Genomic DNA, 13,701 nt, shown 5'->3' with positions numbered 1-13,701 from the left:
TGCAATAAGAAACAATAGTGTTTAAATACGCACTAAATAAATTAGCGAACCACAACGGAGAGCGCAATGAGCGACAAAATTATTACATTAACAGACGATAGCTTTGAATCAGATGTACTAAATGCATCAGGTCCAGTATTAGTAGATTTTTGGGCAGAATGGTGTGGTCCTTGTAAAATGATAGCGCCAATTCTTAGCGAAGTTGCTGAAGAATTTGCTGGTACAGTGACTATTGGTAAATTAAATATTGACCAAAACTCAGCTACGGCACCTAAATTTGGTATCCGTGGTATCCCTACTTTACTTCTTTTCAAAGATGGTCAAGTTGCAGCTACTAAAGTTGGTGCTTTATCAAAAACTCAATTAGTAGAGTTTATCAACGAAAATATCTAGTAATAGTGACATAAAAAAGGGCCTTGCCCTTTTTTATTCTATTAATTTGTATAAAGACTGGACGAGTAGCAAAAGAGCTGCTAATTTATAAAGCCAAACAATATTCCAATTTAATTTCTGAATACCCAATCAAAACTGAAATCAATTTAACCACTATACAAACATTGAAGAACCCACCTTATGCATTTAGCTGAACTTAAAGACAAATCAATTAACCAACTTGTAAAACTAGCTGAGTCTATGGGACTTGAGCATGTTGCACGCCTAAGAAAACAAGACATCATTTTTGCTATTTTAAAAGCGCATTCTAAAAGTGGTGAGAATATCTATGGCGGTGGTGTATTAGAAATCTTACAAGATGGTTTCGGCTTTTTAAGATCTTCAGAGGCTTCATACCTTGCAGGCCCTGATGATATTTATATTTCTCCGAGTCAAATTCGCCGCTTTAGCATGCGAACAGGTGATTCTATTTCAGGTTTAATTCGTCCACCTAAAGATGGTGAACGTTATTTTGCACTGTTAAAAGTTAATGAAGTTAACTTTGATAAGCCTGAAAATTCACGCAACAAAATTTTATTTGAAAACTTAACACCATTACACGCTAATGACCGCTTAAGAATGGAACGCGGCAATGGTAGTAAAGAAGATTTAACTTCTCGTATTATTGATTTAGCTTCGCCAATTGGTAAAGGCCAACGTGGTTTATTAGTTGCGCCTCCAAAAGCGGGTAAAACGATGTTACTTCAAAACATCGCACAAGCAATTGCTCATAACCATCCAGAATGTGAGCTAATGGTTTTACTTATTGATGAACGTCCAGAAGAAGTAACTGAGATGCAACGCTTAGTAAAAGGTGAAGTTGTTGCTTCTACTTTTGATGAGCCTGCAAATCGACATGTTCAAGTTGCCGAAATGGTAATTGAAAAAGCAAAGCGTTTAGTTGAGCATAAAAAAGACGTTGTTATCCTATTAGATTCAATCACTCGTTTAGCACGTGCTTATAACACTGTAATTCCATCATCAGGTAAAGTACTTACGGGTGGTGTTGATGCAAACGCACTACATAAACCAAAACGTTTCTTTGGTGCTGCACGTAATGTTGAAGAAGGCGGCAGCTTAACAATTATAGCAACTGCACTTATCGATACCGGCTCTAAAATGGATGAAGTTATCTACGAAGAGTTTAAAGGTACGGGTAATATGGAATTACACTTAAACCGTAAGATTGCAGAAAAGCGCGTTTTCCCTGCTATTGATATTAATCGCTCTGGTACACGACGTGAAGAACTATTAACTAAAACTGATGAACTACAAAAAATGTGGATTTTACGTAAAATCGTACATGAAATGAGTGAAGTGTCAGCCATTGAATTCATGATAGATAAATTATCAATGGACAAAACAAACGCTGCATTCTTTGCCTCTATGATGCGAAAGTAACATTTAAAATTTAATATAAATACCTGCTAAATGCAGGTATTTTTTTAGCTCAAAATTGAATTCTGTTCTATAATTTCACTAAATGAAATTTTTTAATTTGAGATTATGCCAGCCTCCAAAATTGCCTTTATACCCCTCTTAGGATTATTAATTTTACACCTTGTATTATTAAGTTATATTTCTGATACAAGTGATATCTTCATAATCTAAGATCTTGTTATCGTTTTAAGTTTATTTGGCTATTTAAAAAGCCACCCTTCAATGAAGGAGAGTTATTTAAATAATCTAGCAAAATCTGTGAATAACCCTGAAAAGATAAATCTAAAATTTCGCTTTGATGAACAAAAAAATCAACCTCCAGAATGCTTTGCGATTAATAACGGGCTAGAGTTAGTAGATCATTTATTTACTGAGATTTACGCCTCTGCAGCAAGACTAAACCCTATGGCTAACGAACTTCATGAAACCTATAGCTCCATGACCCAAAAAGCAGCAATGCAGCATAGTCATAGTCATAGTCATAGTCATAGTCATAGTCATAGTGAAATTTTAAGCCACTCTATGAATGATATGCTTGAAGTATCGCGTAATTTAGATGCTAACTTAGATGACATTTACCAAGCTGTGAAGCCTCAACAACTTCAGTTAAACAAACCAGAGAAGACGCTAATAAAAGCCAGAATAGCTTAATTAAATTAGCCAAACAAATAGATCAAATTGAAGCCGCTATGATAGATATTCAAAATTTTTCAGAAAAAATTCATCAACAAGTACAACAACAGAAATCTGTATCCGATGAAGCACAATCATTCGTTGATGCACTTATGGAGCTCAATTCAGAAGCACTATCGAGCTCAAAAATACAAGCCGTTTCAAGCCATGATTTACAAAAATTATCAGCCAGCTTAAAAGCAAAACTAGAAATGTTTGATTTCAATGACATGCACTGGGATACCGAAATTCGAGATAACAAACAACCACAAGCTAAGAAAGAACATAATACTAAAGAAGCAGATAAAATCGGTGAAGTAGAGCTATTTTAATTTGCTTTTAACAAGATAATGTTTAGCTCATTTAATAAATTGTCAGCATAAACACCAATCTTATCCATATCATAATTTTTTAGCTGGGATTCTAATTCTTTTGCAATCTTAGCTAAATTTTTAAAACCAAACATTTGTGCTGCGCCAGCGAGACTATGTGCTTGTTGCTCTATTTTAGAGATGTTATTTTTTTCTATAGACTGGACTAAATTACTTTTCTCTTTATTTAAACTATTTTTAAATTCTTCAACTAAATCTGTCATATCTAACATATCCAGTGCTTGATATGCTTCATTTAAAGCACTTTGAGATTGACAATATTGTGCAATTAATTGAATGAAAATAGCCCTTTCAATTGGTTTTTTTAAATGTCCATCAAATCCGATTGATAAATACTGTTCAATTTCATGAGACATCGCATTTGCTGTTAAAGCAATAATAGGCTGCGAACATCCGCATTGTCTTAATAACGTAAAAGCTTCTATACCGTCCATTTCTGGCATCTGGATATCGAGTAAAATAAGCACAGGATCATGCTGTAAAAATAACTCTACTGCTTCTTTACCATTTTTAGCACTCAGTACTTCTAGCCCTAAACTTGTTAATATTCTTGCTATTAAGCGTCTATTGTCATCATGATCTTCAGCTAATAATACTTGACCTGAAAACACTTTATTTAAATCAATCTCATCTGCATATGCTGGTTTATCCGGTATCAAAGCATCATCATTCAAATGAGAAAAAGGCAGAAACAAAGTAAAGGTGCTTCCTTTATTAATTTCACTTTGAACAGAAATTTCACCATCCATTATTTTTGCCAATTGCTCAGATAAACACAAACCCAAACCTGTACCGCCAAAACGACGACTTATACTTGTATCTCCCTGGGTAAAGCTTTCAAACAACCTCTCTAACTGAATATCATCCATACCTATGCCAGTATCTGTCACTTTAAAGGATAATTCATTATTTATTACAGCCACTTCAAGTAACACACTACCATTGGAAGTAAATTTAATCGCATTTGAACATAGGTTTATTAAAATCTGCTTTAAACGAAAACTATCTATATTGATTATAAATGGCGCATTCAAAGAATGCGTTATTTCAAAAATTAAACCTTTTGTTTTAGCTTGCTGGGTAAATATATTATTTAATTCTTCGAGAATGGTATGTAAATCTTGATTTTGTAATTCAAGCTCAAGTTTATTTGCTTCTATTTTGCTTAAATCCAGAATATCATTTATCAGATCAAGTAAATGCAAACTATTATTGTGAATAATCGATACCTCTTTACAAATAAACTCCTCTTCAACATCACCCGATACGATTGCTTCTGCTTGACCAATCACAGCAGTCAAAGGCGTTCTTATTTCATGGCTCATATTGGCTAAAAACTGACTTTTAACATTGTCAGCCTGCTTTAGTTCCTGCATTAAACATTCTAATTCATGCGTTCTTTGTTTTACTTGCACCTCTAACGTTAATTTAGAGTTACGCTCCATATTTCGCCTAAAAATGAAAAATAGCACTAGAACAATTAATAGAATAGCAATTATTATAAAATTACGTTTCTGAGTCTCTTGCTTCATTTCAAGTTGCTGTAATTTTTTAGATTGTTCCAGCTGCGTTACTTGTTGTTTTAATTTTTGAGCCTCAAAGCGAGCGAACTCTTCATTGAGTGCAGCATTGGATACTTTGTTATTTTCTTCAACATATAAATAATGATTTTTTAAAGCGCTGACTGTATTTCCTTGCGCAGCCTTAATTAAGGATAATAAAGCCAAGTTACTTCGCAGTTGTGCTTGATAATCAATTTCTTCAGCTATTTTCGTTGATTGATTTAACGCCTTAAATGCTTCATCAATCTGATTTTTGTAAAATAGTGCTTTTGAGTAACTATATAAACTCCCTGCATAAGCACTTTTATGATCTTGAATTAAACTAAGATCTACAGCTTGCTTGGCATAATTAAGTGCTTTATCAATTTCTCCTAATTTATTATATAGCTCTGAAATATTATGTAATTGAGAAGCGGAGTTATATAAGTCTTTTTCCTGTTGATAGAAACGTAAAGATTTAAATAGATATGTTTTAGCTAATTCATATTGCTTTGAATGTTTATAAGCCACACCTATATCACCATAAGCAAGTGCTAACCCTTTTTTATCCTTATTTTGCTCTCTAGATGAAATGACATTTACTAACATTTCTATAGCAATATCAAAACGGTTTAGCCTTAAGTACAGCCCAGCAATATTATGGCGTATATCAACTTGGTCTACTTCAGTCCCATCCTTTTGATAAATAGTCTCTGCTTGTTCATATTTTTTTATAGCTTCTGAAATATCACCTTTAGCTGCATATACTAACCCTATATTGCTCAAAAGGTTGGCATATCTTAATGGTGTATTTGCATCTTTATAAAAAGCCTCACCCTGTTTATAGGCTTCTAAAGCTCTGAGGTGCTCTCCTTTCATGTAGAAAATGATACCTAAATTAATAGATACATTTGCAGCAGACTTTCTCATATTATTTAAACTAGAAAACGCTTCTGCTTGTTTTAATGTAGTAACAGCTAAAGGAAAGTTACCCATAGCATGAAATGTACGGGCTTTAATATTAAGTAACTTAACCGTCTGCTTCTTTGTAATTTTAGATGAAGCTAATAATTTTTTTATTTCTTCAATGAGTAAATTATTATCTTTGACTTGGGATAAGTTCGTGATTTTTTCTTCAATACTTAATTGAGAAGCATTAGTTGAAAAGCAAAGCAATAAACTAATAAAAACAATTACACTGATTTTTTGGAAAATATGTGAGAATGAAGTCATAATTTACACTTAAAGTTATTAATATATATCTGAACATACTAGTTATATCATTATATTTAACATGCGCATAGTAACCTCTAAAACTGAAGTACTCGTCAGTTAAAATATAATACTAAAAGGCGAAGAACTTGCAGACCAACCCATTATCACAAGTGATTTTTGAGTGCTTACTAAAAACATCTAGCTGGAAAATTCACACTTTAGCAAGTCATTTAAGTAGAAATAGCTACCTAAATGAGCTCGATAAAGATTACAACAAAGATTTATTTAAAAAGAACTTCCTTATTATGAATGCGCTATTTCAATTGAATGAAGACTTAGTAAGGACCCAGCACACATTGATAATTGAACCCCTCGAGATTCGCCTAACCAAAATAAATGACACACTAATATCAGCTTCAAATGAAAACTTAAAAGACTACTATCTCGATTGGAATAATTTTGAAACGGACAGTGAAGCAATAAAAAGTTTACTAAACTCCTTTTGGCAAAACTATTCAACCTATGATGTAAAAAACACATATTCACCTGAAAAAATATCAAGTGCACTACAATTCTTCCAATTACCAGAAAGCGCCACAACGACAGAAATTTCAAAACGATGGAAAACGCTAGCGTTAAAGCATCACCCAGACAAACAGAATGGTGACAAAGATGTATTTCAACAGCTACAAATTCATTGGCAAGTGCTAAAAACTACTTTGAACTAAAAAACGACAACATCATAGTAAATCGGTATAATGCAACTAATTATTATTTTCCATAACGACTAACTTAATGAAATACAAAGACCTACGGGACTTTATAAAGCGACTAGAAGAAAGGGGTCAGCTTAAAAGAATCACGCAAGAGATCGACCCTTATCTAGAAATGACAGAAATAGCCGATCGCACATTAAGAGCAAAAGGCCCCGCTCTGTTATTTGAAAACCCTAAAGGTTATTCAACTCCTGTCCTTGCTAATTTATTTGGCACGCCGCAAAGAGTCGCTATGGGCATGGGCAAAGAAGATGTTTCATCATTACGTGAAGTTGGAAAGTTACTGGCATTTTTAAAAGAGCCAGAGCCACCAGCAGGAATAAAAGAGGCTTTAGGGCAAATTCCCGTATTTAAACAAGTATTAAATATGCCGCCTAAAGTGGTAAAAAAAGCACCTTGTCAGGAGTTTATTCTTGAAGGTGATGATGTTGATTTAACTAAGTTACCTATCCAGCACTGCTGGCCAGGTGACGCTGCGCCATTAATCACCTGGGGTTTAACCATTACCAAAGGCCCTTATAAAAAGCGTCAAAACTTAGGTATTTATCGCCAGCAATTACTTGGCAAGAATAAAATCATCATGCGTTGGCTATCCCATCGCGGTGGCGCTTTAGACTTTCAAGAATGGTGTAAAGAAAACCCAGGTGAGCCATACCCTGTATCAATTGCATTAGGTGCAGATCCAGCCACTATTTTAGGCGCAGTGACACCTGTTCCAGATACATTAAGTGAATATGCTTTTGCAGGTTTATTACGTGGCAGTAAAACTGAAGTTGTAAAATCAATTTCAAATGACCTAAAAGTACCAGCGAGCGCTGAATATGTATTAGAGGGCTATATTGCTCAAGATGAAGTGGCTCCAGAGGGCCCTTATGGCGATCATACTGGCTATTATAATGAAGTTGATGACTTCCCTGTAATGACAGTAACACATATTACTCATAGAAAAGATCCTATATACCATAGTACATTTACAGGTCGTCCACCTGATGAACCAGCAGTTTTAGGCGTGGCATTAAACGAAGTTTTTGTGCCTATTTTACAAAAGCAATTCCCTGAAATTGTTGATTTCTATTTACCGCCAGAAGGGTGTTCATACCGTATGGCAGTGGTCACGATGAAAAAACAGTACCCAGGTCATGCCAAGCGTGTGATGATGGGGGTTTGGTCTTTCTTACGTCAATTTATGTATACCAAATTTGTGATTGTATGTGATGACGATATTAATGCCAGGGACTGGAATGATGTCATTTGGGCCATTACGACTAGAATGGATCCAGCCAGAGATACGACTATGATTGAGAATACGCCAATTGATTATCTGGATTTTGCTTCGCCTGTTTCAGGTCTAGGTTCAAAAATGGGCTTAGATGCCACAAATAAATGGCAAGGTGAGACTGATAGAGAATGGGGTGAACCCATAGTGATGGATCAAGAGGTAAAAGATAAAGTAGATCAGATTTGGGACTCTCTGAACATTCTAGATTGAGCGATCCCAGATTAAGAAATATCAAATAAATAACGAGTACTAATTAGCACTCACTTAACAAAAAACATAACCAGATTAGCGTCTTAAAAGGTAATATAATGCAAGAGTTAAAGGCAAACGTTGTTGCTATTAGCCCACTTAGTGAGTTTATTTTCAAAGTTGAATTAAAACCTGAACAAGCTGCAGAGTTTTCTGCAGGCCAATATTTACAAGTGGTATTAGGCGAGAAAGACAAGCGCGCTTTTTCGATAGCCAGCCGCCCTAGTCAAAATAACTTGTTAGAATTACATATTGGTGCGACAGCTGCCGATGCCTATGCGATTCAAGTACTAGATCATTTACGTGAACACCTTAAAAATAATACTCAAGCAACACTAGAAGTTGGCTTAGGTGTTTCACAACTTCGTGAAAAAAGTGATAGACCTATTATTATGCTTGCTGGCGGTACAGGGTTTTCATACGTAAAATCTATGGCTGACCATTTAGCAGAAGTTGGCTGTGATCGCCCAGTATTATTTTATTGGGGCGTAAAACAAGAATCTTCACTCTATGCCAAGGCAGAAATGGAAGCTTGGGCAGCATCAAATCCTAAATTCAATTTCATTCCTGTTATTGAATTAGCCGATGATAGCTGGAAAGGTCACACTGGTTATGTACACAATGCAGTATTAAAAGACATTATTTCATTAGATGCATACGATATTTACATGGCAGGTCGTTTTGACATGATAGGCCCAGTACGTGATGACTTTATCAATCAAGGTGCTATTCGCGAACATATGTATGCAGATGCATTTGCCTTTATAAAATAAATATAATGACTTCTAAAGCACGATAACCTATCGTGCTTTTCTTTGCCTCCAACAATACTACTAACACAAACCTATCCTGATATTTAGTTACAAACAACTACCATTTAGTGGAAAATATTACTTAAATGAGATAAATCAGTTACTATGAGTTAGTGTTAAGTAACAGAAAAGTAAAATGAAATATAAGTTTCTGGATTTTGAGTTTGATAGCATCAGCTTAATTTTAAGTAAAAATAACAATGATATCGCTATTCGCCACAATGAAGCTAAATTACTCGCTTTAATGATAAGCCAGCCAGAACGTGTATTTAGTAAAGAAGATATATTAGCTGAGGTTTGGCAAGATAAAGTGGTATCTGAGCAAGCTGTCTTCCAAAATATTAGCCACCTTAGAGGACTTTTTGGTAATACAGCAATAAAAACCTTCTCTAAACGGGGATATCAGTGGCAACTTGAATTACAAACAAACCCAGAGATCAGCACTGTAGAACCAAGCAAAATAAATGTAATTGAAAAAGCATTATCAAATTCAACAAAGCTGTTATACATTACCGCTTTCTCGCTCATTTTTATCTTGGTAATCTTTTTCGGTTACACATCACCGAATAAAACCTCATTACCAACAACTGAAATAGCTTACATTCCTTTTGAAAAGCAAACGGATAATACTTTCAAGGAGTTTTCAAATAATCCAAATTTCAACTTTATAGCACTAAACGATTTAGATTATAGAGACTTTATTGCGACTTCAGAATTAAAGTACCCCAGTTTATCAACTAAGCACCCTCTAATATTAACTGGAGAGTTTCGATCTCATAATCAACAAGCTTATTTAGACTTTATTTTAAAAGGCCCTTTTGCTCAATGGAAAGGGTTACTCAGTGGTGATTCTCAACGCGAAGTGACTGAAAAGTTAAAACGACACTTACAACAAGACTTTATTTATGACTTAATAGGTAAACCACAGGCACCTGAACTAAAGCTAGCAAACCTTTCTATTGCACATCAGAGTCGACCTAAAGATTTCATAGTTTTAAACCAACTTATAAAGATTTATCTGCAAACAGGTGAATTTGATAAAGCGATGGTTATGGCTGACAAACTAGCGAATATCGCAAAATTAGAAAATAGCCCTCAACAAGTGGGCATGGCACAGCTACTTCAAAGTGAAATCCTAACCCAAAAAGACCTCTTTGAATTAAGTTCACAAAAACTGCAACTTGCAATCATACAATTTAACAAAATTAATGATTTAAAACGCCAAGCAGACGCCTTACATGCAAAGTCCTGGATTGATCACCAACAAGGTGATTACATTGCTATCAAAACAAGTTTACTAAAATCTGCAGAGTTGGCTTTCAACGCAAAAGATATACCGCGTGAATTAGATGCGCTTACATATTTATCTGTCATGGCACACAAACATAAACAACAAGAAGATAAATATCTCTACTTACAGCAAGCTGAAAATAAAATGCTGCAATATGAACTCCCCATCTATCACTTTGCAAAAATACCATTCCATTACGCTATTTTTGCTAAAAATTTAGCTGATAAAGAACCTCATTATAAACAGGTGCTTGAACATACTTTGTTAACACCTAATCACTGGGTAGCCAAACATAGTAGAGAAAGTTTAGTTAAATTTTACATTGCACAAAATAGGCTTGATGAAGCACAAGCTTTAGTTAAAGACCTAACAACAGATAGTGCTTACAATTCATACCTCAAAACAATTTTAGCGCAAGCACAACTTCAAACAGAGCTATTTATCACACATGCTCAGCGTACATTTGAACAAGCACAGTTGTCAGGTATGAGATATTTAAGTTTGGATGCTGCTTTATTGCTATGTGACGCACCTAAAGAGCTCATAAATTATGACTTTTACTCTCAATTTATTAGTGAAAATGCCACATTAAGTTGGCGAAGTAGAAATGAAGAAAAATTAGTCGCACTTAACCTATAAAAAGGTAGCGTTAGCTACCTTTTTAACTTTTCAGGTTAGTCCTCCTTGAGTGCTAACCAGTTTAACTTCCAATTATTATCTAAAGAGTTAAGGCTCAACTTGTTTTTCCCCTTTTGAAGATAAACTTTACCACCTTGCTGCGTTTGCCATTTATGATAACCTCCGGTTTCAGTCACTTTTTGCACTTCATGCTTGTTACCATTAACCAATACAGTAAAACCTTTAGTATCTCTTGGAGATGCAACACGATAACTCAGTACGTACTCTCCTGATTTCACTACTTCAATCTGATATTCTAACTTAGCTTCATTTGAAATACCGCCAGCCCCTGTAAGGTTGTACTTACCATCTACATCAGAAGTTCTCGCTACCGAAGTACCTGAAAGCTTTACTGCCGCTTCCGCTTCTATTCTTCCCGGCGTTTTCACCCAACCACCCGCTTTGGTTGCAACAAAGTTACTATAATCACTTTGTAGATTCTGTCTTACAGCTACCACAGCATATTCATATTGATGCACATCTGCATTTGCATCTTTAAAAGTTGAGTCCATAATATTTGAAGCTAATAGCTTAAATAGACTACCAACACCTGAATTTCTATAAATACGATAGTTTTTCACATCAGCTTCAGTACTTTCATCCCAATTTAAAGTGACCATGCCTTTATCTTGCTTAATTGTAAGGTTAGTAACAGGTTTCGGATATTCAGGTTTGGCATCTCGGTGTTTTTGCTCTGTTTGCTGGGCTAATTGTAATTCGGATTTAAATTGCTTAGTCGAGCTAGGCTCTACACCAGTTGTACCATCTAATGCAATTCTAAAACCTTCTACTCCACCTATAAAATCTTCTCTAATACTTGTACGTTGATTTAATGGAAATGTATTCCAATGCCAACTGCCACCACGGGTCACTCGGCGCTCACACTTATCATCTATATAAGCTTGACCATTTAATGTCGCCTTTTCGTAATTTGGTAAATAACAATCAGCTATAAATTCCACCACATTACTTATCGTATCGTGTAAACCATAAGAGTTAGGTTTATACATACCAACAATACTTGCATAAGCTGAGTGATCCACACAATTAGATTTACCGTTAGCAAAATTCACGTAACTTGTATTTGAATCTCTTTGTAATATGTTTTCACCCGCAAGATCAGCTGTATTTTCATACTTACAAATTTCTGTTTGCGCTAAATCATCTCCAAAGAAATATTTAGTTTTAGTCCCTGCGCGAGCTGCATATTCCCATTCAGCTTCACTAGGCAAGCGATAAGGCTTTCCTGTTTCTTTTGCTAACCATTTAACGTAAGCATCAGCAGCTTGCCAACCAATACAATTTACAGGTTGAAATTCACTGGTTGTTAATTCATTATTATCCCAACTTCCAGGTGTGCTACCTATAAACCAACTATCAAGTTGATGATAACACTCTGTTGGAGTTTGGTAGTTTGTCGCTACAATAAAACGACGAAACTCTTTTACCGTTACCTCATATTTACCTAAACTAAAAGCCGGTAATACAACCTTATGAACAGGCTGTGCATTTTCCTCATCAAGGCTACCCATTTCAAAACTACCACTGGGAATATCAACCATAATTGGCTCTATTGGTGAACCTGCAAAAGTTTGATAACTTATTGTAGATAAACACAGTGCCATTATTATTTTATTAAGATTCATTTTAGACTTCCTTTTTAAAAGATGAAGCTAGAATGAAAAAACACCATAAATAAATCTTAATAAAAATCTATAATCCATTAAAAATAGAAAAATCATAGAAAACAAAAAACACAACCAACTGATAATATATGGTTTAATTTAAAATCATAAAATAGAACTCTTAAATTTCAGATATAAAAAATGCGCCATATAGGCGCATTATTTGGTATTTAAGTAGTTAGATTTTAAATCTATAAGCTCTGTAGAGCCTGTTTTTCGGCAGCAGTTAAAAACGCAATTTCCAGTGCATTTTTTTGTGCTTTAATCATATCAGCTTGGCTTAAACCAGCTTTAGGTGCAGCTACTTCGTATTCATAACCAATTTCAATACCACTTACACCAGGATCATCAGTATTAATTGACGCCAAAATACCATGGTCTAAAAATGTTTTAAGCGGATGTGATTGGTAACTGGCAACAGTACTGGTTTGAATATTACTGGTTAAACAAGACTCCATACCAATCTTATGCTCAGCTAAGTAATCCATTAAACGAGGGTCTTCAATCGCCTTTACACCATGACCAATACGTTGGGCGCCTAGCTCATTAATTGCTTGCCAAATACTTTCAGCTCCTGCGGCTTCACCAGCATGAATAGTCACATTTAAGCCAGCATCTCTGACTTGATTAAAATGACTAACAAATAACTCTCCAGGGAAGCCTAACTCATTTCCCGCTAAATCAACTGCAATTAAATCATCTTTACAACTTAGTAATGCATCAAGTTCTAGTTGGCAGATTTCTTGACCATAAGTACGAGATAAAATACCAATCAACTTTACTTTTACAGGATATTTTTCACAAGCAGCTTTAATACCATCAACAACAGCTTCAACAACGCCTTGCGGGTTTAAACCTTGCGTTTGTGCCATGTAATAAGGGCTGAATCTTAACTCAACATAATGAAGGCCTTGGTTAAAAGCGTCTTCGACGTTTTCGATTGCGATACGGCGACATGCATCATAGTTACCTAACACTGCCACGCCCCAGTCTAACTTTTGTAAAAAAGCCATTAAATCAGGTTCATTCTCTAAAACTTGCACATGAGGCTTTAAAGAAGCTAAATCATTAGCTGGTAATTTAATATTGAATTGCTGACCCAACTCTAAAATTGTTTGTTGACGTACGTTACCATCAAGGTGGCGATGTATATCAAGTAATGGAATTGTTTTATCTATCATAATTGGCTCAGTCTTTTAAAAATTTTCAGGATCATACTTGAGTAATAGCTCAAAACCA

Annotated in this window: 11 protein-coding genes; 8 read left to right on the top strand and 3 right to left on the bottom strand. The window is 35.0% G+C overall.

Annotated features, from left to right (window positions below; translation table 11 throughout):
* Positions 1-66: 66 nt before the first annotated feature.
* From trxA to PSA_RS02725, 4 genes are all read left to right on the top strand, one after another.
* The gene (gene trxA, locus PSA_RS02740) at positions 67-393 is read left to right on the top strand and encodes a thioredoxin TrxA (RefSeq protein ID WP_042152767.1); all 327 of its coding nucleotides are present in this window, start codon (positions 67-69) and stop codon (positions 391-393) included.
* A gap of 180 nt (positions 394-573) precedes the next feature.
* Positions 574-1,833: a transcription termination factor Rho gene (gene rho / locus PSA_RS02735; protein WP_042152770.1), complete on the top strand. Its 1,260-nt coding sequence runs from the start codon at positions 574-576 to the stop codon at positions 1,831-1,833.
* Between the two features lie 261 nt (positions 1,834-2,094).
* A complete protein-coding gene (locus PSA_RS02730; RefSeq protein WP_127924247.1) occupies positions 2,095-2,523 on the top strand; it encodes a hypothetical protein in 429 nt (142 codons plus the stop codon).
* 38 nt (positions 2,524-2,561) lie between these two features.
* Positions 2,562-2,876, top strand: a complete 315-nt coding sequence (locus tag PSA_RS02725) for a hypothetical protein (protein WP_042152777.1) — start codon at positions 2,562-2,564, stop codon at positions 2,874-2,876.
* Here the strand turns inward: PSA_RS02725 and PSA_RS02720 are convergent.
* Positions 2,873-5,710, bottom strand: coding sequence for a tetratricopeptide repeat protein (locus PSA_RS02720; RefSeq protein WP_042152780.1), 2,838 nt, complete (start codon positions 5,708-5,710; stop codon positions 2,873-2,875). The genes PSA_RS02725 and PSA_RS02720 overlap by 4 nt on opposite strands.
* A 128-nt stretch (positions 5,711-5,838) precedes the next feature.
* Between PSA_RS02720 and PSA_RS02715 the strand changes: the two genes are divergently transcribed.
* The 4 genes from PSA_RS02715 (at position 5,839) to PSA_RS02700 (ending at position 10,738) form a co-directional block, all read left to right on the top strand.
* The gene (locus PSA_RS02715; protein ID WP_042152784.1) at positions 5,839-6,420 is read left to right on the top strand and encodes a DNA-J related domain-containing protein; all 582 of its coding nucleotides are present in this window, start codon (positions 5,839-5,841) and stop codon (positions 6,418-6,420) included.
* 67 nt (positions 6,421-6,487) lie between these two features.
* The gene (gene ubiD / locus PSA_RS02710) at positions 6,488-7,957 is read left to right on the top strand and encodes a 4-hydroxy-3-polyprenylbenzoate decarboxylase (RefSeq protein WP_042152787.1); all 1,470 of its coding nucleotides are present in this window, start codon (positions 6,488-6,490) and stop codon (positions 7,955-7,957) included.
* Between the two features lie 98 nt (positions 7,958-8,055).
* A complete protein-coding gene (fre, locus tag PSA_RS02705) occupies positions 8,056-8,769 on the top strand; it encodes an NAD(P)H-flavin reductase (RefSeq protein ID WP_042152790.1) in 714 nt (237 codons plus the stop codon).
* A 175-nt stretch (positions 8,770-8,944) separates the two neighbouring features.
* Positions 8,945-10,738, top strand: a complete 1,794-nt coding sequence (locus tag PSA_RS02700; RefSeq protein WP_042152793.1) for a winged helix-turn-helix domain-containing protein — start codon at positions 8,945-8,947, stop codon at positions 10,736-10,738.
* Between the two features lie 35 nt (positions 10,739-10,773).
* Here PSA_RS02700 and PSA_RS02695 read toward each other — a convergent pair whose 3' ends face one another.
* Positions 10,774-12,423 carry an SUMF1/EgtB/PvdO family nonheme iron enzyme gene (locus PSA_RS02695; protein WP_042152797.1) on the bottom strand — a complete coding sequence of 550 codons (1,650 nt, stop codon included), beginning with the start codon at positions 12,421-12,423 and terminating at the stop codon, positions 10,774-10,776.
* Between the two features lie 230 nt (positions 12,424-12,653).
* Complete coding sequence (add, locus tag PSA_RS02690) at positions 12,654-13,643, bottom strand: adenosine deaminase (RefSeq protein ID WP_042152799.1); 990 nt, start codon at positions 13,641-13,643, stop codon at positions 12,654-12,656.
* Positions 13,644-13,701: the final 58 nt, after the last annotated feature.

Origin of the sequence: Pseudoalteromonas sp. '520P1 No. 423' (genome assembly GCF_001269985.1) — a bacterium.
Taxonomy (GTDB): Bacteria; Pseudomonadota; Gammaproteobacteria; order Enterobacterales; family Alteromonadaceae; genus Pseudoalteromonas.
This window is presented reverse-complemented; position numbering and strand designations above follow the sequence as displayed.

Coding starts and splice junctions, on each gene's coding strand:
- rho (WP_042152770.1), top strand. CDS start 574: ATGCATTTAGCTGAACTTAAAGACAAATCAATTAACCAACTTGTAAAA.
- PSA_RS02700 (WP_042152793.1), top strand. CDS start 8,945: ATGAAATATAAGTTTCTGGATTTTGAGTTTGATAGCATCAGCTTAATT.
- PSA_RS02695 (WP_042152797.1), bottom strand. CDS start 12,423: ATGAATCTTAATAAAATAATAATGGCACTGTGTTTATCTACAATAAGT.
- PSA_RS02725 (WP_042152777.1), top strand. CDS start 2,562: ATGATAGATATTCAAAATTTTTCAGAAAAAATTCATCAACAAGTACAA.
- add (WP_042152799.1), bottom strand. CDS start 13,643: ATGATAGATAAAACAATTCCATTACTTGATATACATCGCCACCTTGAT.
- trxA (WP_042152767.1), top strand. CDS start 67: ATGAGCGACAAAATTATTACATTAACAGACGATAGCTTTGAATCAGAT.
- fre (WP_042152790.1), top strand. CDS start 8,056: ATGCAAGAGTTAAAGGCAAACGTTGTTGCTATTAGCCCACTTAGTGAG.
- PSA_RS02720 (WP_042152780.1), bottom strand. CDS start 5,710: ATGACTTCATTCTCACATATTTTCCAAAAAATCAGTGTAATTGTTTTT.
- PSA_RS02730 (WP_127924247.1), top strand. CDS start 2,095: ATGAAGGAGAGTTATTTAAATAATCTAGCAAAATCTGTGAATAACCCT.
- ubiD (WP_042152787.1), top strand. CDS start 6,488: ATGAAATACAAAGACCTACGGGACTTTATAAAGCGACTAGAAGAAAGG.